Annotated in this window: 19 protein-coding genes and 1 tRNA gene; 10 read left to right on the top strand and 10 right to left on the bottom strand. The window is 46.1% G+C overall.

Annotation, left to right across the window (positions count from 1 at the left end; translation table 11 throughout):
• Positions 1–66: 66 nt before the first annotated feature.
• The 5 genes from PKF022_RS04680 to PKF022_RS04700 form a co-directional block, all read right to left on the bottom strand.
• Positions 67–900 carry a DUF4743 domain-containing protein gene (locus PKF022_RS04680; protein WP_281777411.1) on the bottom strand — a complete coding sequence of 278 codons (834 nt, stop codon included), beginning with the start codon at positions 898–900 and terminating at the stop codon, positions 67–69.
• Between the two features lie 201 nt (positions 901–1101).
• A tRNA-Arg gene (locus PKF022_RS04685) sits at positions 1102–1176 on the bottom strand.
• A gap of 55 nt (positions 1177–1231) precedes the next feature.
• Positions 1232–1375 (bottom strand): hypothetical protein, encoded by a 144-nt coding sequence (locus PKF022_RS04690; protein WP_281777412.1) that lies wholly within the window; start codon positions 1373–1375, stop codon positions 1232–1234.
• Positions 1368–2600, bottom strand: a complete 1233-nt coding sequence (locus PKF022_RS04695) for an MFS transporter (protein ID WP_281777413.1) — start codon at positions 2598–2600, stop codon at positions 1368–1370. The genes PKF022_RS04690 and PKF022_RS04695 overlap by 8 nt, the downstream gene beginning before the upstream one ends.
• Positions 2601–2605: 5 nt before the next feature.
• A complete protein-coding gene (locus PKF022_RS04700; RefSeq protein WP_281777414.1) occupies positions 2606–3826 on the bottom strand; it encodes a CaiB/BaiF CoA-transferase family protein in 1221 nt (406 codons plus the stop codon).
• Positions 3827–3905: 79 nt separating this feature from the next.
• Between PKF022_RS04700 and PKF022_RS04705 the strand changes: the two genes are divergently transcribed.
• Both PKF022_RS04705 and parC read left to right on the top strand, forming a co-directional pair.
• Complete coding sequence (locus PKF022_RS04705) at positions 3906–5894, top strand: DNA topoisomerase IV subunit B (protein ID WP_216231781.1); 1989 nt, start codon at positions 3906–3908, stop codon at positions 5892–5894.
• A 71-nt stretch (positions 5895–5965) separates the two neighbouring features.
• On the top strand, positions 5966–8341 hold the full coding sequence (parC, locus tag PKF022_RS04710; RefSeq protein WP_281777471.1) for a DNA topoisomerase IV subunit A: 2376 nt from the start codon (positions 5966–5968) through the stop codon (positions 8339–8341).
• Positions 8342–8345: 4 nt separating this feature from the next.
• Here the strand turns inward: parC and PKF022_RS04715 are convergent, their stop codons facing one another.
• A complete protein-coding gene (locus tag PKF022_RS04715; RefSeq protein WP_281777415.1) occupies positions 8346–9305 on the bottom strand; it encodes an XdhC family protein in 960 nt (319 codons plus the stop codon).
• A 51-nt stretch (positions 9306–9356) separates the two neighbouring features.
• Here PKF022_RS04715 and PKF022_RS04720 point away from each other — a divergent pair, with 51 nt between their 5' ends.
• On the top strand, positions 9357–10007 hold the full coding sequence (locus tag PKF022_RS04720) for a nucleotidyltransferase family protein (protein WP_281777416.1): 651 nt from the start codon (positions 9357–9359) through the stop codon (positions 10005–10007).
• 15 nt (positions 10008–10022) lie between these two features.
• Here PKF022_RS04720 and PKF022_RS04725 read toward each other — a convergent pair whose 3' ends face one another.
• The 3 genes from PKF022_RS04725 to PKF022_RS04735 are packed head-to-tail and all read right to left on the bottom strand — an operon-like array spanning position 10023 to position 12609.
• The gene (locus tag PKF022_RS04725) at positions 10023–10481 is read right to left on the bottom strand and encodes a RidA family protein (RefSeq protein WP_281777417.1); all 459 of its coding nucleotides are present in this window, start codon (positions 10479–10481) and stop codon (positions 10023–10025) included.
• Between the two features lie 55 nt (positions 10482–10536).
• Positions 10537–11712 carry a VWA domain-containing protein gene (locus PKF022_RS04730; RefSeq protein ID WP_281777418.1) on the bottom strand — a complete coding sequence of 392 codons (1176 nt, stop codon included), beginning with the start codon at positions 11710–11712 and terminating at the stop codon, positions 10537–10539.
• Between the two features lie 27 nt (positions 11713–11739).
• A complete protein-coding gene (locus PKF022_RS04735) occupies positions 11740–12609 on the bottom strand; it encodes a MoxR family ATPase (RefSeq protein WP_281777419.1) in 870 nt (289 codons plus the stop codon).
• A gap of 161 nt (positions 12610–12770) precedes the next feature.
• Here PKF022_RS04735 and PKF022_RS04740 point away from each other — a divergent pair, with 161 nt between their 5' ends.
• Positions 12771–13136, top strand: coding sequence for a cytochrome c (locus PKF022_RS04740; RefSeq protein WP_255536988.1), 366 nt, complete (start codon positions 12771–12773; stop codon positions 13134–13136).
• A 32-nt stretch (positions 13137–13168) separates the two neighbouring features.
• Positions 13169–13522 carry a cytochrome c gene (locus PKF022_RS04745; protein WP_216231787.1) on the top strand — a complete coding sequence of 118 codons (354 nt, stop codon included), beginning with the start codon at positions 13169–13171 and terminating at the stop codon, positions 13520–13522.
• Between the two features lie 78 nt (positions 13523–13600).
• On the opposite strand, the gene PKF022_RS04750 is transcribed toward PKF022_RS04745, so the two are convergent.
• Entirely contained in the window at positions 13601–14239 is a 639-nt protein-coding gene (locus PKF022_RS04750) for a GntR family transcriptional regulator (protein ID WP_281777420.1), read from the bottom strand.
• Between the two features lie 94 nt (positions 14240–14333).
• Between PKF022_RS04750 and scpA the strand changes: the two genes are divergently transcribed.
• Genes scpA through PKF022_RS04775 form a run of 5 tightly spaced genes read left to right on the top strand, consistent with a single transcriptional unit; the run spans position 14334 to position 21625 of the window.
• The gene (gene scpA, locus PKF022_RS04755) at positions 14334–16508 is read left to right on the top strand and encodes a methylmalonyl-CoA mutase (protein WP_281777421.1); all 2175 of its coding nucleotides are present in this window, start codon (positions 14334–14336) and stop codon (positions 16506–16508) included.
• 14 nt (positions 16509–16522) lie between these two features.
• Positions 16523–17548, top strand: coding sequence for a methylmalonyl Co-A mutase-associated GTPase MeaB (gene meaB, locus PKF022_RS04760; RefSeq protein WP_281777422.1), 1026 nt, complete (start codon positions 16523–16525; stop codon positions 17546–17548).
• A 10-nt stretch (positions 17549–17558) separates the two neighbouring features.
• The gene (locus PKF022_RS04765; RefSeq protein WP_281777423.1) at positions 17559–19091 is read left to right on the top strand and encodes an acyl-CoA carboxylase subunit beta; all 1533 of its coding nucleotides are present in this window, start codon (positions 17559–17561) and stop codon (positions 19089–19091) included.
• 27 nt (positions 19092–19118) lie between these two features.
• The gene (gene accC, locus PKF022_RS04770) at positions 19119–21143 is read left to right on the top strand and encodes an acetyl-CoA carboxylase biotin carboxylase subunit (protein ID WP_281777472.1); all 2025 of its coding nucleotides are present in this window, start codon (positions 19119–19121) and stop codon (positions 21141–21143) included.
• A gap of 14 nt (positions 21144–21157) precedes the next feature.
• Complete coding sequence (locus tag PKF022_RS04775) at positions 21158–21625, top strand: VOC family protein (protein ID WP_281777424.1); 468 nt, start codon at positions 21158–21160, stop codon at positions 21623–21625.
• Positions 21626–21627: the final 2 nt, after the last annotated feature.

A 21627-nucleotide genomic window follows, 5' to 3' on the forward strand; every position in this document is an offset into this window, starting at 1 on the left:
AATTAGGGGCTTGATGCATGACTTCGGTCAAGCGGGTCTTTCAAGGAGTGATTGGGGCTTAGGATCTTACTTATTGCGACGCAATATGAAGTCAGCTGTCACAAAGGCGGCGTCCGAAGTAAATTCATCAGCCAAGATTCTGGCAGCAGCTTCGCCCAGGGAAATCTCTATAAAGCCACTCACTTCGCCATCATGGTTTGTTGGCACAAAGTTATCGGCTAATTCTAGGTCGTAAATATAGAGCTGTTCATCATGAAAGCCTCGACCTAAAGAGGGGCGACGCATATGAATACGACCTACGGGCTCAATTTGATCCGCAATTTGCTCGGGTACGCCAGCTTCTTCCCAAAGCTCACGACGTGCGCTAACCCAAGGAGTTTCATCTGCAGTGATACCGCCAGCAGCTAAGTTATCTAACTTACCGGGATCAGTCGGTTTTGTTTCACTACGCCTGCCCAACCAAATCGTATTGCCTTGGGTATAACCATTGATATGTGTTGCCATACTCCGAAAGCCAAAGGTACGAAACGCAGCACGCTCCATGCGAAAGTACTTGTGACCATTTTGATCGACCCAAGCAAAATCCTCATTACGCCAACCAGGAATAAATCCAGCTACGCGCATGCGATTGGCTAACTGATAAAGACTGTTCGATAAATCTCTTGGTTTACTTAATTGAATCGTGAGCTTGTCATGACTCATGGAAATGTACGGAACAGATTCCTTTTGCAAAGATTCCTGCAAATAGGGAATGAATTCAGGATTGAGATGACCAATCAACTGCTCGTCTATTGCGCTGCGAGATAAATAGATTGGCAAATAATCAGCAGGGGCAGAACGCGCCGTGTTTTGGAGCATTTCCTCAAGGGCTGCTAGCGTACTGGTTGAAAGACTGGTCATGGCCCTAAGTGTAAGGGAACTTGGCTCTTTAACACATAACCGCAGCAGCACTGACTTAAATATTGGTCAGTAATTGCGCAAAGAAGAGGAATCAAGTCTGCACACAATTTAGGCAAGCTAGATCAACCTATACAAATCTGTGACTTACGAAAACTTTTGCTGATTTATCCACAAAGCCTGTGGATAAGTATGATGAATTTCTGGTCCCGCCGACAGGAATCGAACCTGTATCCCACGCTTAGGAGGCATGTGCACTATCCATTGTGCTACGGCGAGATGCGATAAAAATAAAAGTGTGTTTTGCGAATTCTAATGAAAGATTAGCCACAAATTACCAACCACACAAAGCCCATACTTGATTTGTGATGGCCACCATCATATCTGGTGCAAAGTACATTGAAAAAATAAATAACAATACAAATAAACCTAACCCATAAGAAATGATTCTCCAAACGGCAGGTTTTTTCTTAAGCATTAGCAACTCGCTCAACAGCGCGTTCTTTTACGGGAAGGTTAACTAAGAATGCAAAAACACCCAATCCAATAGCAATTTCCCAAACGATTAAATATGAACCTGTTTGGTCAAATAAATAGCCACCTAAGAATGCGCCACAGAAGCTGCCCAATTGATGCGAGAAAAATACCAACCCTGAAAGCATTGTTAAATACTTCACACCAAAAATTTGTGCAACGATGCCGTTAGTTAAGGGGATGGTAGATAGCCACAAGAAACCCATCACCGCAGCAAAGATATAAGTGCTCAAGGGCGTTGGTGGCAGCAATAAGAAAGCGGTAATTGCTATTGAGCGACCCAAATAGATTGCAGAAAGTAAATAGCGCTTTGGAAAGCGTTGGGCCAGGATTCCCGAGCTGTAAGTGCCAAAGATATTAAATAGGCCAATTAAAGCCAGGGCTGTAGTGGCGACTACTGGGGCGCCAACCGCTGGATAGTTAGTAGAAAGGTCTTTGAGATAGGGTGCCAAATGAACCGCAATAAATACCACCTGAAAACCGCAAACAAAGTAGCCTAAGGTGAGGTAACGAAAGCTGGGATTATTAATTGCTTCTTTCAATGCCTGCTTGATCGTTTGATCACCCAAATTGTGAGAGTGGGTGAAATTCTTCTCACGGAGCATAAATGCGGTTGGAATCATTAAGCTGGCCATGAGTGCCAACATGAGAAGTGCATCTTGGGCGCCAAAGGCGCTTAACAATCCTTGCTCAGCTGGAATCATGAGGAACTGACCAAAGGATCCTGCTGCTGCAGCAATACCCATTGCCCAAACCCGTTTTTCTGCAGGAACGTTGCGACCTAAGATGCCGTACACCACACTGTAAGTGGTAGCTGTTTGCGCCAAACCAATCAGCAAGCCGCCAGCCAAAGTGAAGTTCATGACATCGCTAGATAGGGCCATGCCCGCTAAGCCCAAGGCATACAAGATGCCACCCGCAACCATAATTTTGAATGCGCCGTAACGATCCGCTAAGGCGCCAGTAATTGGTTGTACTGCACCCCAAATGAGATTTTGCAGTGCAATCGTTAAAGCAAAAGTTTCACGGCCCCAACCATTGACTGAGGTAATCGGTAGGTTAAAAAGACCAAAGCCATGACGAATACCCATAGACATGGTGACCATGAGTCCACCATAAATGAGGACTTGTTTCATTGAAAGTCCTACGTTGCTGATTGGCTTAGTCATACGCTTTAGATAATGCCCTTGTTGCGCAAATCTTCAATAGCCTTATCGTCGAGCTTGAGACGCTCATGCAAGATTTCTTCGGTATGCTGCCCAAGTGTAGGCGGCGCCATCCGAACTTCAGTAGGCGTTTTAGATAGCCGCATGGGGCTAGCAACCAATTTCATGCTGCCAACCGTCGGGTGTGGAGCCTCGATCTGCACGCCGCGATGAATGACCTGCTCGTTTTCAAAGACTTCTTTGAAGTTATTAATGGGACCGCAGGGAACATTAGCTTTTTCTAGTAGCGCAATCCATTCGCCCTTAGTCTTTTTGCGCGTCATTTGCTCTAAGAGCGGAATGAGTTGCTTGCGATGTTCTACGCGTAAGGGGTTTGAGGAATATAGAGGGTTATCAGCTAAATGCGCTTCTCCACCTGCGCTCACAAAATGCCGAAATTGCCCATCATTACCAGCGCCCACAATCATCCAGCCATCAGAGGTCGGAAAGGTTTGATAGGGCACGATGATGGGTGAAGCATTACCCCAGCGTTTTGGCACTTCGCCTGAGGTGAGGTATGCACTGGATACATTGGCCATCACTGCCACTTGGGTATCAAGCAAGGACATGTCGATGTATTGACCTTCGCCGGTGTGGTCGCGATGAACAATGGCGGCCAAAATTGCAGTGCTGGCGTACATACCAGTAAAGATGTCGGCGATTGCAACACCGGATTTTTGTGGACTGGCACCTTCAAAGTCATGGGCTTCGCCTGTAACGCTCATAAAGCCACCCATTCCTTGAATAATGAAGTCGTATCCAGGGCGGTGTGCGTAAGGTCCAGTTTGGCCAAAGCCGGTGATGGAGCAATAAATGAGATCAGACTTCACTTTTTTGAGGCTGTCATAGTCAAGGCCGTATTTAGCTAGATCGCCCACCTTGTAGTTTTCAATGACAACATCTGATTCAGCGGCCAGCTGGCGAATGAGTTCTTGGCCCTCGGGCTTGGCAATATCAACGGTGATAGAGCGCTTATTGCGGTTGATGCAAATAAAATAGGCAGACTCTTCAGTTTCCTTGCCGCTGGCATCTTTGGCAAAAGGAGGTCCCCAATGGCGGGTATCGTCCCCAGAGCCAGGTCTTTCAACTTTAATGACATCTGCACCCAAATCCGCCAGGTTCTGAGCGCACCAAGGACCAGCCAAGACTCGGCTAAGGTCTAAAACGCGAATATGACTTAAGGCTCCCATTCCCCGATTTTGGCACGGATGACAGGGTAATGCCTGAAAAATTCGGTCTGGATCTCAGACATGACTACAATTTGCGCGCATGGCTACTCGTAAAACTTCTGAATACAGCGAATCGTCGATTCAGGTCCTAAAAGGACTAGAACCAGTCCGTCAACGGCCTGGAATGTACACCCGCACCGATAACCCTCTCCATATCATTCAAGAGGTCCTTGATAACGCATCTGATGAGGCCTTAGGTGGATTCGGCAAGCAAATCATTGTCACCATGCATACCGATGGCAGTGTGAGTGTCGAAGATGACGGACGAGGTATTCCTGTCGGAATGCATCCAACCGAGAAATTGCCGGTAGTAGAAATCGTTTTTACCCAACTGCATGCAGGCGGTAAGTTTGAAAAAGGCACTGGTGGTGCTTATGCTTTCTCAGGTGGTTTACATGGCGTAGGTGTTTCAGTAACCAATGCTTTATCCAAAAGATTAGAAGTGACTGTTTGGCGTGATGGCCAAATGTCAACATTGACCTTTGCTGACGGCAAGGTAATAGAAAAACTTAAATCAAGACCATCCTCCAAAGAAGATAAGTCGCACGGTACACGCGTTCGTGCCTGGCCAGATGGCAAGTATTTTGATAGCTCGGCTATTCCAATGCCAGAGCTTATTCGTCTATTGCGCTCTAAGGCGGTTCTGTTGCCTGGTGTGAAGGTCACGCTGATTCAAGAAAAAACCGGTGATACCCAGACTTGGCAGTATGCACAAGGCTTACGTGGCTACTTAAACGAAGCGATTGCACAGGCAGGACATGGTGCAGAAGTCATTCCGCCATTCGAGGGCGAGCAATACGCGACTGGTAATGGTGATGATGATTCCTTTGCCGAAGGTGAAGGCGCAGCTTGGGTAGTTTGCTGGACTGAAGATGGCGCACCTGTGCGTGAGAGTTATGTGAACTTGATTCCTACTCCTGCAGGTGGAACCCATGAAAGCGGTTTGCGTGAAGGCTTGTTCAATGCCGTTAAAGGCTTTATTGAGATGCATGCATTGCAACCCAAGGGTGTGAAGCTCATGCCTGAAGACGTATTTGCTCGTGCATCCTTCATTTTGTCTGCCAAAGTATTGGATCCACAATTTCAAGGACAGATTAAAGAGCGTCTTAATTCTCGTGATGCTGTGCGCTTGGTTTCAGGATACGTGAAATCAGCTCTAGAGTTATGGTTAAACCAGCACGTGGATTACGGCCGCAAGCTGGCTGACTTAGTCATCAAGCAGGCTCAAGCGAGAACCCGCGCAGGACAAAAAGTCGAGAAGAAGAAATCTTCTGGTGTGGCTGTGCTCCCTGGCAAACTGACTGATTGTGAGAGCCAAGACATCGGCATGAATGAAATCTTTCTGGTTGAGGGTGACTCTGCTGGCGGCTCGGCCAAAATGGGCCGCAATAAGGAATACCAAGCGATTCTGCCATTGCGCGGCAAGGTGTTAAATACCTGGGAAGCTGAGCGCGACCGCTTGTTTGCCAACAATGAAGTGCATGATATCGCTGTTGCGATTGGTGTTGATCCTCACGGACCAAATGACAATCCTGATTTATCCAATTTACGCTATGGCAAGGTTTGCATTTTGTCTGACGCGGACGTCGATGGTGCGCATATTCAAGTTTTACTCTTAACGCTGTTCTATAAACATTTCCCGAAATTGATTGAGTTGGGTCATGTGCATATTTCACGTCCACCACTATTTAGGGTAGATGCACCAGCGCGTGGCAAGAAGCCTGCGCAAAAGATATATGCATTAGATGCTAGCGAACTTCAGGCTATTGAGGATAAGTTGCGTAAAGATGGCGTGAAAGAAACTGCATGGCAAATATCCCGCTTTAAAGGTCTCGGAGAGATGAGTGCTGAGCAACTTTGGGATACGACTCTCAACCCAGATACACGCCGCTTGCTCCCGGTTACGCTAGGCACCTGGACTGAAGACGAAACCTTTAAAACAATGGATATGCTGATGGGTAAATCTGAGTCTGGAGCACGTCGCGATTGGCTTGAAGAGCGCGGCAACGAAGTGGAGGCAGATATCTAATGGCAACAAAAAAGACTCCTGGAAAAAATAATCCAGCGGATCAGGCGGATTTATTCTCCAACCCAATCGAAATGGATATTGTTGCAGTCGATGAGGCGCCAGCAGTTGCTACTTCTTCTGGTGGTGGCTCCAGTAATCATGATCCTAAGACTGTCGACCTAAATGAAGACGGTAAAGACAGCTTAACTTTAGCGGTTTATGCAGAGCGCGCCTATTTAGATTACGCCATTAGCGTCGTTAAAGGGCGTGCATTGCCAGATGTTGCTGATGGTCAAAAGCCGGTACAGCGTCGCATATTGTTCTCGATGAGCGAGATGGGATTGCGAGCAGATGCGAAGCCAGTAAAGAGTGCGCGTGTGGTTGGCGATGTACTTGGTAAATTCCATCCGCATGGTGACCAATCAGCCTACGATGCCTTGGTTCGTTTGGCGCAAAGCTTCTCATTGCGTTATCCCTTAATTGATGGTCAAGGAAACTTTGGTTCACGCGATGGTGATGGCGCAGCAGCAATGCGTTACACCGAAGCTCGTTTAACCAAGATTGCTAGTTTGCTCTTAAGCGAAATTGACGAAGGTACTGTAGATTTCGCGCCAAACTATGACGGTTCATTCCAAGAACCCAAGCTATTACCAGCACGTCTCCCATTTGTATTGCTCAATGGCGCATCTGGCATTGCTGTGGGTATGGCCACTGAGATTCCTTCTCATAACTTACGTGAAGTCGCTTCTGCTGCAGTTGCTTTAATGAAGTCTCCGAAGATGAGTACTGCAGAGTTGCTAGAGATCATGCCTGGTCCTGACTATCCAGGTGGCGGGCAAATCATTTCGTCTGCTGCAGAAATTGCACAGATTTATGAGGCAGGGCGCGGCAGTATTAAGGTACGCGCACGTTGGTCAATCGAAGAGTTGGCTCGCGGCCAGTGGCAGATTGTTGTAAATGAATTACCACCAGCAACATCCTCACAACGTGTCTTGCAAGAGATCGAAGAGATTACCAATCCTAAAGTGAAGGTTGGTAAAAAGACCTTAACACCCGAGCAAAATAATCTCAAATCAACCATTCTGAATGTGCTTGATGGTGTGCGCGATGAGTCTAGTAAAGACGCAGCAGTCCGTTTGGTATTTGAGCCTAAGAGCAAAAATATTGATGTGAATGAGTTTGTGAACCTATTGCTTGCACATACCTCATTAGAGTCCAATGCGTCAATGAACCTGGTGATGATTGGTAATGACGGTCGTCCACGTCAAAAAGGTTTAAAAGAAATTATTTCTGAGTGGATTGCTTTCAGGGTCGCTACGGTTACCCGTAGAACTCAGCACCGCTTAGGCAAAGTCAAAGATCGTATGCATATTTTGGAAGGGCGTTTAATCGTTCTTCTCAATATTGATAAGGTGATCAAGATCATTCGCAATAGCGATGAGCCAAAAGCGGATTTGATTAAAGAGTTCAAGTTAAGCGATCGTCAAGCAGAAGATATTCTGGACATTCGTTTGCGTCAGTTGGCTCGCTTGGAAGGTATCAAGATCGAGCAAGAGCTTAAAGAACTCAAAGCGGAGCGCGATGACTTAGAGGGATTGCTGCAAAGCGATGCCGTTTTGCGTAAACGCATCATCAAAGAAATCGAATCTGATATGAAGGATTTTGGTGATGATCGTCGCACCCTCATTCAGGAAGATAAGCGTGCCGTAGCGGAAACCAAGGTGATTGATGAGCCGGTTACGGTAATTGTTTCTCAAAAAGGTTGGGTCCGCGTTCGTCAAGGGCATGAGCATGATGCAACGCAATTTAGCTTCAAAGCAGGCGATGCTTTATATGCCACTTTTGAGGTGAGAACAGTTGACGTCATTCAAGGTTTTGGTAGTGATGGTCGCGTGTATACCGTACCCGTTAGTGAATTACCCGGTGCAAGAGGTGATGGTTCGCCATTAACCAGCTTTGTTAATTTAGCTGCAGGCTCACAAATGGTTGCCTACTATGCAGGTCAGGCGGATGATTTGGTATTGCTTTCTACTAAAGCAGGCTTTGGTTTCTTGGCCAATGTTGCCGATATGACTACTCGCAATAAAGCGGGTAAATCATTCTTGAGTATGGATGCCAAGGTTCCAGGTGATGCACCTTTAGGTGCGGCAAAAGTCAAATTAGGCATGAAGCAAGTTGCCTGCTTATCAGAAGCCTCTAAATTGCTAGTCTTCCCATTGGATGAGCTCAAACGCTTGCCCACTGGCGGCAAAGGAGTGATCTTGATGGGCTTAGACGATAAAGAGTTCTTGGCCTCAGCGATTGCTGTAGGTCCTGATGGCGCAACTTACTCCGGAGCAGGACGCGCTGGCAAGCCAACCGAACTGAGCTTGGATGCAAAAACCTTGAAATCGTTTGCGGGTAACCGTGCACGTAAAGGTCACTTTGTAGAGCCACGCTTAAAAGATGGCAAGCTCACAGCAAACTAAGGCCTTACGTTTTCTTGGGAACGCTAATCCCGTATTTGACGGCAATCACTTCAGCCAGAATCGATACCGCGATCTCTGGCGGAGTGAGGGCCCCAATATAAAGCCCAACGGGGCCATGTAATTTTTCCAGTTGCTCCTGGCTCACATCAAATTCAAGTAAGCGTTCTTTGCGTTTCTGAGTATTTTTGCGGCTTCCTAGTGCACCCACATAAAAAGCGGTTGATTTCAGCGCCTCCATTAAAGCCATGTCATCTAACTTAGGGTCATGTGTCAGGGCTACGACAGCTGTATGAGAATCTACGCCGATTTCTAACAAGACGTCATCAGGCATGCCTTTAAAAAAAGTAATGTCCGTGCGATTGAGGCCTTCTGCGTATTCCTCGCGGGGATCAATCACGATGACTTCAAAGTCAGAAGCCAAAGCAAAATCAGCCGTGTATAGAGAGAGCTGTCCTGCGCCAATAATGACCATGCGCCAGCGCGGACCATAGGTGGTTTGCATGAGCTCTTCGGTGCAAGCAAACTCGTCGCTACGATCACCAGTGCTGAGGGTAGATTTGCCAGTTCGGAAGTTCACTGAGCGACGGGTAATTTGATGTGAAGAAATATTCTCCAGCAACTTTTCTAAAATAGACAGTTCCGGTTTGGGTTCAACTAATAAACGAAGAGTGCCGCCACAGGGAAGTCCAAAACGTGCTGCCTCTTGTTGGGTTACACCGTAAACGATTATTTCTGGAGTATCGCGTGTCAGTATTTCAGTTTGTACTCGGCGGATAAGGTCGTCTTCTACACATCCACCTGAAACTGAACCTGCTACCTGTCCATCGGCACGTATCGCCAGCCAAGAGCCAACAGGCCGTGGAGCAGAGCCCCATGTTTGGACTACAGTGGCAATTGCTACAGATTGGCCCGATTTGAGCCATTCCACGGCAGATTTAAGGACGCTGAGATCAGTACTGTTCATACTTTTTTACTTTTGACATTACTTTATAGATAACTATTTATTATCACTCTAATGACTATTTCTAGTGAATCCTTCAAAAGCCCAAAATTACGCCTAGCCATACTTCTGTTGGCGGCAGGCGAAGGGAGTCGTTTGGGTGGATTTCCTAAGGCGCTACTGAAAAAAGAGGGTCATACCTTGTTGAAACGCTTTATCACTTCAGCACAGTCTCTCCAGCCGATAGAAATCCTGGCTGTTACTGGTTTTTATTCTGCGGAAGTTGAACAAGAAGTTCAAAGTCTGAAAAGTGCTTGCCCATGTTCGCTGTCTACGGTAAAAAATCCAACACCTGAATCAGGGCAGCCCTCTTCAGTGAGGTTAGGCTTAGAGTCCCTGAAGTCTGACTATGATGTTTTGTTAGTTGCTTTGTGTGATCAACCGAATATCAGCAGCCCAGAGATTGAATCTTTGTTATTGCAATTTAAACAAGCGGGTTCGGGAAAAGAAATCGTACTGCCCATGGTGCATGAAAAACGCGGTAACCCAGTGTTATTTTCGAGAAGGGTGATTGATCAAATTCTATCAATACCGGGAATGGTCTGCAGGCCCTTTATGGATAATCATCCAGAGCTAGTGAAAGTATTTGAGACAAATAATCAGGCTTATTTATTGGATGTCGACACACAAGCCGACATCCAAAAACTGGGGCTTGATCCTATTTGATTTAATGCAGGCGAATTAAATTTCTGCGATGAGTTCAATTTCAACGCAAGCACCTAGCGGAATCTGCGCAACACCAAAAGCGCTACGCGCATGCTTGCCGGCATCACCAAATACTTCAAAAAGTAATTCAGAGCAGCCATTCACCACTAAGTGTTGCTCAGTATAGGTATCGGTTGAGTTCACTAAGCCCATTACCTTAACAATACGCTTTACCTTATCTAAAGAGCCTAAGTGATTTTGCAAAGTCGAGATTAAATCAATTGCGATAGAGCGCGCAGCCGCTTTACCCGTATCCGTATCCATATCTTTACCAAGCTTGCCGACCCAAGGCTTACCGTCATGTTTAGCAATATGCCCAGATAGGAAAACGGTGTTGCCGGTAGTTGCTGCCATGACATAGGCTGCAGCAGGAGGTCCTGGGCGCGGCAAATCAATACCAAGAGTTTTAAGGCGTTCGCTGATGTTTGTAGTCATGGTTAATATGGTGATTTTAATTAAAGAGAGAGTTTAAAGACTAAATATCTAAATCTTACTTGGAAAGCTGACGCATGGCACTCTCCAGTCCATTTAGGGTGACTGGATACATTCGGTCTTTCATGAGGTTTTGCATGATGTCAATGGATTGGCGATATTGCCAAATAGATTCTGGCTCAGGATTAAGCCAAGCAAAATGGGGAAAGTGATCAATTAGTCGATTGATCCAAACGGCACCAGCTTCTTTATTGTTGTATTCCACCGAGCCATTGGGACTCAGAATCTCATAGGGTGACATCGTTGCATCGCCAACAAATATCAACTTATAGTCTGGACCATATTTATTAATGATGTCTTGGGTGGGCGTTACCTGATCGCGTCTGCGGCGATTGCTTTGCCAAAGGTTTTCATAAACACAGTTATGAAAGTAATAGTGTTCTAGATGTTTAAATTCGGCTTTAGCGGCAGAGAATAATTCAGCAATACGCTGAATATGATCGTCCATCGAACCTCCAACATCCATGAGAAGTAATACTTTGACTTGATTGTGGCGCTCGGGACGCATTTTGATATCTAGCATTCCTGCATTCGCTGCGGTGGAATGAATCGTTTTATCTAAATCAAGCTCTAAGGTAAAGCCTTCTCTAGCAAAGCGACGTAAACGACGTAGAGCTACCTTGATATTGCGTGTACCTAAAGCCAAATCACTGTCATAGTCTTTAAACTCACGCGCTTCCCAAACCTTGATTGCTGTTCTATTGCCAGCGCTCTCGCCGCCAATTCGAATACCTTCTGGGTGATAGCCGCTATGGCCAAAAGGTGAGGAGCCACCAGCGCCAATCCATTTATTGCCGCCACCATGCCATTCTTTTTGTTCTTTTAGGAGTTCATCAAGTCTCTTTTTAAGTGCATCAGGCCCGCCTAGTTTCTTGAGTGCTGCTTTTTCTTCTTCGGTCAGAACGCGCTGAAGTTTTTTCTCAAGCCAGTCTAGAGGGATGTCGGGTGATAGAGCAATAATTTGCTCGATACCGTTAAAGTAGCTGCCAAATACTTGATCAAAGCGATCAAAGTGTTGCTCGTCTTTAACCAAAGTCATACGAGCAAGCTGATAAAACTCATCAATCGATGGATTGATGACGCCAGATTTCAAGGCTTCCAGAAGGGTTAAAAACTCTCTTACTGAAACAGGCACTTTGGCCTCTTTCAGATTTAAGAAGAATTGAATCAACATAGACGCGGGGCGTTATTGCTAAATGATTTAGCGATGATTACGGTTCATCATCACCAAGCGCTCAAATAGGTGAATATCTTGCTCATTCTTAAGTAAGGCGCCATGTAATGGTGGTACGACAATCTTTTCATCGTTGCTATACAAAGCTTCCGGGGGAATATCCTCGGCCAACAAGAGCTTGAGCCAGTCAATTAACTCCGATGTAGAGGGCTTCTTTTTAAGACCCGGTAGGGAGCGTATTTGATAAAAGGCCTTGAGGGCTGCATCCAATAGATCTTGTTTGATATTGGGGTGATGGACATCGACAATGCTTTGCATAGTGCCAGCATCTGGAAAAGTGATGTAGTGGAAAAAGCAGCGACGCAAGAATGCGTCAGGCAACTCTTTTTCGTTATTTGAGGTAATGATGACTAGAGGGCGGTGTTTTGCTTTGATTAATTCCCGAGTTTCATAAACATAAAATTCCATGCGATCAATTTCGCGCAATAAGTCATTGGGAAACTCGATATCCGCTTTATCAATTTCATCAATCAATAAAACGGTTGGCTCATTGGCTTCAAAAGCTTGCCAGAGGACACCCTTCACAATGTAGTTCCGAATATCTTTGACTTTCTCGTAGCCTAACTGAGAATCACGTAAGCGACTCACGGCGTCATATTCATAAAGACCTTGTTGTGCTTTAGTGGTGGACTTGATATGCCATTGCATGAGCGGCATGTTGAGGGCGGCCGCAACTTCTTCGGCCAGCATGGTTTTGCCCGTACCTGGCTCACCCTTTATTAACAGAGGACGTTGCAGCGCAATGGCGGCATTTACAGCTAATTTAAGGTCTTCAGTGGCAACGTAGCTTTGGCTGCCTGAAAAGCGGTTTTGGGACGATGGGGTCGATTTGCTCATGGCCTACCTAAGGAGTGCTTGTTTAAGCGCTCAAGTATAGGTAAATGAGGCAAAATTTTCAGTGTTTCTACTGATTTTGGCCTCCAGAATGGCGAGAAGGGCGGCTGTCCGCTATACTCTTCCCAAATTGATCTAAATCAAACTCATTAATAATGATTTCTATGAAAAAACTCTCCATTCTTCCTCAATTGGCCGTAACTGCAGCTTTGGTTTTTGCTGGCTCTGTTGCTCAGGCTGATGAAGTTAAAGGTAATGCTGCTGCAGGTAACGGCAAGGTTTGGCTTTGTGTTGGCTGCCACTCAATTCCTGATTACCGTGCAGATTACCCATTGGTTTACAAGGTGCCTATGATTGGTGGTCAAAATGCCGCCTACATCGCTAGTGCGTTGGCTGCTTACAAAAAAGGCGAAAGAAAGCATCCTACGATGCGTTCTATTGCTGCCAGCTTGTCTGATCAAGACATGGCCGATATTGGCGAGTATTACGCTGCGCAAACTGCCAGCTCACCTAACAACCCATTGAAGTAATTCATTCAATAAAGATACATAGAGATACTTTTATGAAATTTGCCCTCATTACTGCAGTTTTGCTATCGAGCATTGGTTTAGTAAACGTAGCAAATGCTGCTAACAAAGAAAAAGGTCAGGCATTAGTAGAGAAGGCTAATTGCGCTTCTTGCCATGGTGCTGGTCTTAATGCGCCAATCCTGCCTGCTTACCCAAAGCTAGCTGGTCAATACGCTGACTACCTGTACTACGCTTTGAAGGCCTATAAAGTAGGTAACGGAAATGCCCAGTTTGGTCGTAATAACGCGGTAATGGGTTCTCAAGTGCAAAACTTTAGCGATGCAGACTTGCAAGATATGGCTGCTTATATTGCTTCCTTGCCTGGTAACTTTGTAGTTAAAAAGTAATCCTTAGTAGCCCTAGCTACTTGCAAAAAAGGCTTAGATTCATCATCTAAGCCTTTGTTTTTTATCAGTTATATGAAATTAACGAAGCGCTTCAAGGCCTCTTTCTAGATGCTTGCGCATCGCTTGCTCTGCTGCATGTTCATCTCGCTTCAGAATGGATCTCAGAATCTCTCGATGCTCCACCAAAGAGTTTTGCAATCTTCCGGTGCTGGTAAGCGAGTCTCGGCGGTGAAGTTTAAGCACTTTACGTAGATCAGCAATAACGCCATTCATCCATCGATTTCCAGCAATTTCTTGTATTAACTCATGAAATTTGCCATTAATCTCGAAAAATTGCTCTATATCCCGATCAGCTGCGGCTTTTTCCAGACGATGATGCAGGTGATCCAGAAGGTTTAACTCTGCCTCAGTTGCTTTGAACGCTGTTTCTTTGGCTGCTTGACCCTCCAGTAGGGCCAGAATGGTAAAAATCTGCTCTAAATCTTTGCGGATAACCTCGGTAACGTAGGCCCCCCGACGCATTTTGATGGTTACCAGACCTTCAGAAGCTAGAACCTTAATCGCTTCACGCATTGGTGTGCGGCTAATGCCAAACTGATCCGCCAAGGATTGCTCATCCAACCAGCTTCCAGGAGCCAATTGTTTGCTAAAGATCTGTTCCCGAAGCCTGTCAGCGACGTCTTCGTATAGGGGTCTATTATTCAGTTTTGTATTCATAATTATGAATACATTATGTAGACAAATTGAAAATTGTCAAGCAGAATGTAAGGACATTTCGATGCGATGCAACAAAAATTAAACGGGAGTTTTTGTGAGTTCTAAAGAAAACAATTCATGGCCATCATTTCCAGACGCTAATCTCGATGCTTGGAAAAAGTCAGCCCAGAAATCAGCCCCTAATGGTGACGTTGATTCTTTAGGTTGGAAAACACCTGATGGAATTCACTTAAAAGCTTTGTACACATCATCGGATGTTGAGGGACTCAATTACACCGATACATTGCCCGGTTTTGAGCCATTTGTACGCGGACCACAAGCGACCATGTACTCAGTGCGTCCTTGGACTATTCGTCAGTACGCAGGCTTTTCTACTGCTGAAGAATCGAATGCCTTTTATCGCAAAGCATTAGATGCGGGCGGTCAAGGTGTGTCCGTTGCGTTTGACCTAGCAACCCATCGTGGTTACGACTCCGATCATCCTCGTGTTACCGGTGATGTTGGTAAGGCTGGTGTTGCGATTGATTCCGTAGAAGATATGAAGATCTTGTTTGATGGCATTCCGCTAGACAAGGTATCTGTTTCAATGACGATGAACGGCGCTGTATTGCCTGTTTTGGCTGGCTATATCGTGGCCGGTGAAGAGCAAGGCGTAAAGCAAGAGCAGTTATCTGGAACGATTCAGAACGATATTCTGAAAGAGTTCATGGTGCGTAATACTTATATTTATCCGCCAGAGCCATCCATGCGCATCATCGGTGACATTATTGAATACACCGCTAAGCACATGCCTAAGTTCAACTCGATTTCAATCTCGGGCTACCACATGCAAGAAGCTGGCGCCAATCAAGTATTGGAATTGGCGTTTACATTGGCAGACGGTAAAGAGTATGTCAAAACTGCATTAGCAAAAGGATTGGATGTTGATGGCTTTGCTGGACGCCTTTCATTCTTCTTTGCGATTGGCATGAACTTTTATTTAGAGGTTGCCAAGTTACGTGCTGCTCGTTTGTTGTGGTGGCGCATTATGAAATCCTTCGAGCCAAAGAATCCAAAGTCTTTGATGCTACGTACGCATTGCCAAACTTCTGGCTGGTCTCTGACTGAGCAAGACCCATACAACAACGTTGTAAGAACTACTGTTGAAGCGATGGCTGCCGTATTTGGCGGCACACAGTCATTGCATACCAACTCATTGGATGAAGCGATTGCGCTTCCTTCAGAGTTTTCCAGTCGTATTGCCCGCAATACACAGTTAATCCTTCAAGAAGAGACTCATATTCCGAGCGTGATCGATCCATGGGCTGGCTCTTACATGATGGAAAATCTCACGCAAGAGATGGCTGATAAAGCCTGGGAAATCATTCAAGAAGTAGAAGCCATGGGCGGTATGACTAAGGCGGTTGAGAGTGGTTGGGCTAAGCTGAAAATTGAAGCAGCTGCCGCTGAAAAACAAGCGAAGATTGACTCAGGCTCTGATGTGATTGTTGGCGTTAACAAATACAAGCTTGGTAAAGAAGATCTTGTTGATGTGTTGATGATTGATAACGACAAGGTGCGCGAAGGACAGGTTGCACGTCTCAAAGATATCAAAGCAAAACGCAATACTGAAAAAGTACAGGCCGCATTAGAGGCTTTAACTAAGGCTGCAGAAGATAACTCCGGTAACTTATTAGAGTTGTCGGTAAACGCTATTCGTTTGCGTGCAACTGTTGGTGAAGTTTCAGATGCGTTAGAAAAAGTTTACGGGCGCCATCGCGCCGATACTCAAAAGGTGACCGGTGTGTATGCAGCCGCTTATGACTCAGCTGAGGGCTGGGCAAAACTCCAAACAGAAATCGCTGACTTTGCTAAAGATTTCGGACGTCGTCCGCGGGTAATGATTGCTAAGTTAGGCCAGGATGGACATGACCGCGGCGCGAAAGTGGTTGCCACTGCCTATGCTGACTTAGGCTTTGACGTAGACATCGGACCTTTATTCCAAACGCCTGAGGAGTGCGCTCGCCAAGCGATTGAGAATGACGTGCATGCCTTAGGAGTTTCTACTTTGGCGGCCGGCCATAAGACATTAGTTCCGGCCATCATTGCTGAATTGAAAAAACAAGGCTCAGACGACATCATCGTGTTTGTAGGTGGTGTGATTCCAAGACAGGATTACGAATTCCTCTATGAGGCAGGCGTAAAAGGAATTTACGGTCCTGGCACTCCTATTCCGGCTTCGGCCAAGGATGTGCTGGAGCAGATTCGCAAGTCTGTTAAACCCGCTTAATACGGATCATAGGCATGCTCGAAGCTGCTGATCAGGCTCTGGTAGATGATCTCACTATTGCGCCATCGCTTAAACAGCGTCGCGCACTGGCGAAGATTATTACTTTGCTTGAGTCAACACGTTTAGATCATCGTCATCGTGCTGATGACGTACTCAATGCTTTATTGCCTAAAACTGGTAAGTCATTCCGTCTCGGTATTTCCGGGGTGCCAGGCGTTGGTAAGTCAACCTTAATTGAATCTCTGGGTCTTTACCTCATAGAAAAAGGCCATCGCGTAGCCGTATTAGCAATCGATCCTTCATCTAGTTTGTCCGGTGGGTCTATTCTCGGTGATAAGACCCGCATGGAACGTCTATCTGTTTTGGAAAATGCATTCATACGTCCAAGTCCATCCTCATGCACCTTAGGCGGTGTAGCCGAGAAGACGCGTGAAGCCATGTTGGTGGCTGAAGCGGCAGGGTTTGACGTCATCATTGTGGAAACGGTTGGTGTAGGGCAGAGCGAAATCGCGGTTGCTGGTATGACCGATATGTTCTTGTTATTGCAGTTGCCGAACGCCGGTGATGATCTCCAAGCAATCAAAAAAGGGGTGATGGAAATCGCCGACCTGATTGTGATTAATAAAGTCGATATCGATCCAGATGCTGCAATGCGCGCCCAGCTCTTTATTACCAGTTCATTGCGATTATTGGGATTCCAAGGCAATCCTGATCATGCATCGCATGACAAAGAGTTTTGGCACCCTCAAGTGATGACCCTAAGTGCCTTAGAAGGTAAGGGCGTCCCTGAGCTGTGGGATAAGGTTTCTCACTTCCAAAAACTTCAAAAGGCGAACGGTAAATTTGATTCCCGTCGCCAACAACAAGCAGGCGCATGGATGTGGGATCGCATCGATGCCGGACTCAAGAATGCATTTCGTAGCAATGTGGCTGTGCAAGAACTTCTACCAAGTTTGGTTGCACAAGTAAATCAAGGAACTATGGCGGCCTCAGTAGCAGCAAGAAGACTACTGGAGTCCATGGGGCATGAATTTTTCTAAGGAGCAGGAAATGAAGGAAATCATTCAACAACTGGAAGCCAAGCGTGAGCTTGCCCGATTGGGTGGCGGGCAAAAGCGTATTCAGGCTCAGCATTCCAAGGGCAAATTAACCGCTCGCGAGCGTATTGAGCTCTTGCTGGATGCTGGCACATTCGAAGAGTGGGATATGTTTGTTGAGCATCGTTGCCATGACTTTGGTATGGGCGATCAAACAGTTCCAGGCGACGGTGTGGTTACTGGTTATGGAATGATCAACGGACGTTTGGTATTTGTGTTTTCACAAGATTTCACCGTGCTAGGTGGCTCCTTATCAGAAGCGCATGCTGAAAAGATTTGCAAGATCATGGACCAAGCTCTCAAAGTTGGCGCGCCTGTGATCGGTTTAAATGACTCTGGTGGCGCACGTATTCAAGAGGGTGTCGCATCACTCGGTGGCTATGCTGAAATTTTCCAGCGCAATGTGACTGCGTCTGGCGTAATTCCACAGATTTCCTTGATCATGGGCCCATCGGCTGGTGGCGCGGTTTATTCTCCAGCCTTGACTGATTTCATCTTCATGGTCAAAGATAGTTCATACATGTTTGTAACAGGCCCTGAAGTAGTGAAGACTGTTACCCATGAAGACGTTACTGCCGAAGAGTTAGGCGGTGCTGTAACGCACTCCACAGTGTCGGGCGTATGCGATCTTGCATTTGATAACGATGTTGACGCAATCATGATGTTGCGTCGTTTCTTCAACTACTTGCCGCTCTCAAACCGTGAAAAACCGCCTTTGATTAAAGGTGCTAATCGTACTGAAGAGCCTGATTACTCCTTGGATACCTTGGTTCCATCAAACCCAAATCAACCTTACGATATGAAAGAGTTGATTGAGAAGATTGTGGATGATGGCGAATTCTTCGAATTGCAGCCAGACTATGCAAAGAATATTGTGATTGGTTTTGCACGCATCGAAGGACGCTCAATCGGTATTGTCGCTAACCAACCTTTGGTTCTTGCTGGTTGCTTGGATATCAAGGCATCTATTAAAGCAGCTCGTTTTGTGCGCTTCTGTGATGCCTTCAATATTCCAGTAGTGACTTTGGTTGACGTTCCAGGCTTTATGCCGGGCACCGCTCAAGAATACGGCGGCATCATTAAGCATGGTGCGAAATTACTCTATGCCTATGCTGATTGCACCGTACCGAAAGTGACGTTGATTACTCGTAAAGCTTATGGTGGTGCTTATGACGTGATGGCTTCTAAGCATCTACGAGGTGACGTGAACTTTGCTTGGCCTTCAGCAGAGATTGCTGTGATGGGCCCCAAAGGGGCTGTTGAAATCATTTTCCGGGAAGAAAAATCGGATCCTGAAAAAATCGCAGCACGTGAAGCAGAGTACAAATCCAAGTTTGCTAATCCGTTTGTAGCGGGTCGTCGTGGCTATATTGACGATGTCATTTTGCCGCATGAGACTCGTAAGCGGATTGCACGTTCACTAGCAATGCTCAAAGACAAAGACTTGAAGAATCCTGCGCGTAAACACGGCAACATTCCTCTGTAAAGGCGCTGACAAATTATGACTACGAAAATGTTTAAGAAAATATTGATTGCTAACCGCGGTGAAATTGCTTGCCGTGTTATGGCTACCGCTAAAAAGATGGGCATCAAGACTGTTGCTGTGTATTCAGAGGCGGATAAAGAGGCGCGTCACGTTCAGTTAGCCGATGAGGCTGTATGTATAGGGCCCGCACCTTCTCGTGAATCCTACTTGGTAATGGACAGAATTATTCAGGCTTGCAAAGATACTGGCGCTGAGGCGGTGCATCCTGGTTATGGCTTCTTATCTGAGAACGAGCAGTTTGCAAAGCGTTGTGAGGAAGAGGGCATTGTCTTTATCGGTCCTAAGTATCAATCTATTGCTGCAATGGGTGACAAGATTGCCTCTAAGAAGCTTGCGCTAGAAGCCAAGGTCAATACCATTCCTGGTTACAACGAAGCAATTGATACCAATGAAGAGGCAGTGAAGATTGCTCAAGGTATCGGCTATCCCGTCATGATTAAAGCCTCAGCAGGCGGTGGCGGTAAAGGTCTGCGCGTTGCCTTTAATGATAAAGAGGCTGCTGAAGGTTTTGCAGCCTGTAAAACCGAAGCAATGAATAGCTTTGGTGATGACCGTATCTTTATTGAGAAGTTTGTAGAAGGCCCACGTCATATTGAGATTCAGGTTTTGGGCGATTCTCATGGCAATGTGGTTTACCTTAATGAGCGTGATTGCTCGATTCAACGTCGTCATCAAAAGGTAATCGAAGAGGCGCCATCACCTTTTATTGATCCAGCCACACGCAAGGCTATGGGTGAGCAAGCGGTTGCGTTAGCTAAAGCAGTTAATTACCAATCAGCGGGTACCGTTGAATTCGTAGTTGGTAAAGATAAGTCTTTTTACTTCCTCGAAATGAATACTCGCCTGCAAGTTGAGCATCCAGTTACTGAAAGCATTACTGGTCTTGACTTGGTTGAGCAAATGATTCGGGTTGCTGCAGGAGAGAAGCTTTCATTTAAGCAAGAAGACGTTAAGCTCGATGGTTGGTCCATGGAGTGCCGTATTAATGCCGATGATCCATTCCGCAACTTCCTGCCTTCTACAGGCCGTCTGGTTAAATACCGTCCACCTGAGTCAGTGAGTGGTGTGCGTGTAGATACTGGCGTCTATGAAGGCGGTGAGATCCCGATGTACTACGACTCCATGATTGCGAAGTTAATTGTGCATGGTAAGGATCGCACAGAAGCCATTGAGAAGATGCGTGCCGCACTAAATGATTTCGTGATTCGCGGAATTCACTCCAATATTCCATTTCAGGCTGCATTGCTTCAACATCCGCGCTTTGTAAATGGCGACTTTACGACTGGCTTTATTGCAGAAGAGTATCCAGAGGGCTTTAAAAAGGATTCTGTTCAGCCTGTGGATGCTAAGCGCTTGGCTGCACTAGCTGCATTTATGCGCTACCGCTATCTTGAGCATATTCAAATGATTGATGGTCAATTAGCAGGCCACGAAATGATCATTGGTAAGAAGTTTGTGGTGGTCACCGGTAAAAAATCGGGCTCTATGAATGACCCACATGAGGTACCAATTCGTGTTGAGCTTAAAGATGGGGTTTATTCCGTTTATATCGATGAGGCAGACGGTGTAAGCCGCTATGACATCGTGAGCGACTGGCGTCCTGGACAAATTTGCCTGAACGCCACCATTAATGGCACTCACAAGATTACTGCACAGGTTGAGCGCCGTGGTGTGCGCTATGTGTTGATTCTCGATGGTGTTCATTACGAGTGTATGGTGCTGAGCCCATTAGGTGCCGAGCTCCAGCGTCGCATGCCAGTGAAGTTGCCACCAGATACATCCAAATTGGTGATGTCTCCAATGCCAGGTCTGTTAACGAAGATTGCCGTTAAAGTGGGTGAGGCAGTTACTGCTGGTCAGAAATTAGCCTCCATCGAAGCGATGAAAATGGAAAATACACTATCAGCTGTTCAAGATGGTGTGGTTGCTGAAATTTGCGCAAAAGAGGGTGATAGCTTAGCGGTTGATCAGTTAATCATTCGCTTCGAATAAAAAGGTTGATGACTATGAGCGCTAAGCCATTCAAAATTTTAGGCATTCAGCAAATTGCTATTGGTGGTGAGAACAAAGATCGACTCAAGAAATTATGGGTTGATATGCTGGGCTTTGAATACAAGAGCACTTTTATCTCTGAGCGTGAAAACGTTGATGAAGATATCTGTGCAATCGGTAAGGGTGCCTATGAGATTGAAGTGGATCTGATGCAGCCATTTGATATTGAAAAGAAGCCAGCGGTACATCAAACCCCGTTGAATCACATTGGTTTATGGGTGGATGACCTACCTAAGGCGGTTGAATGGCTGTCTGCCAATGGCTTGCGTTTCGCGCCTGGTGGAATCCGCAAGGGTGCGGCTGGCTATGACATCACTTTCGTACACCCAAAAGGAAATGACGAGTTTCCAATCAGTGGCGAAGGCGTGCTTATTGAGCTGGTTCAAGCCCCTCCCGAAGTGATTGCTGAATTAAGTAGATAATT

This window comes from Polynucleobacter sp. KF022, from assembly GCF_027924105.1.
Lineage (GTDB): Bacteria > Pseudomonadota > Gammaproteobacteria > Burkholderiales > Burkholderiaceae > Polynucleobacter.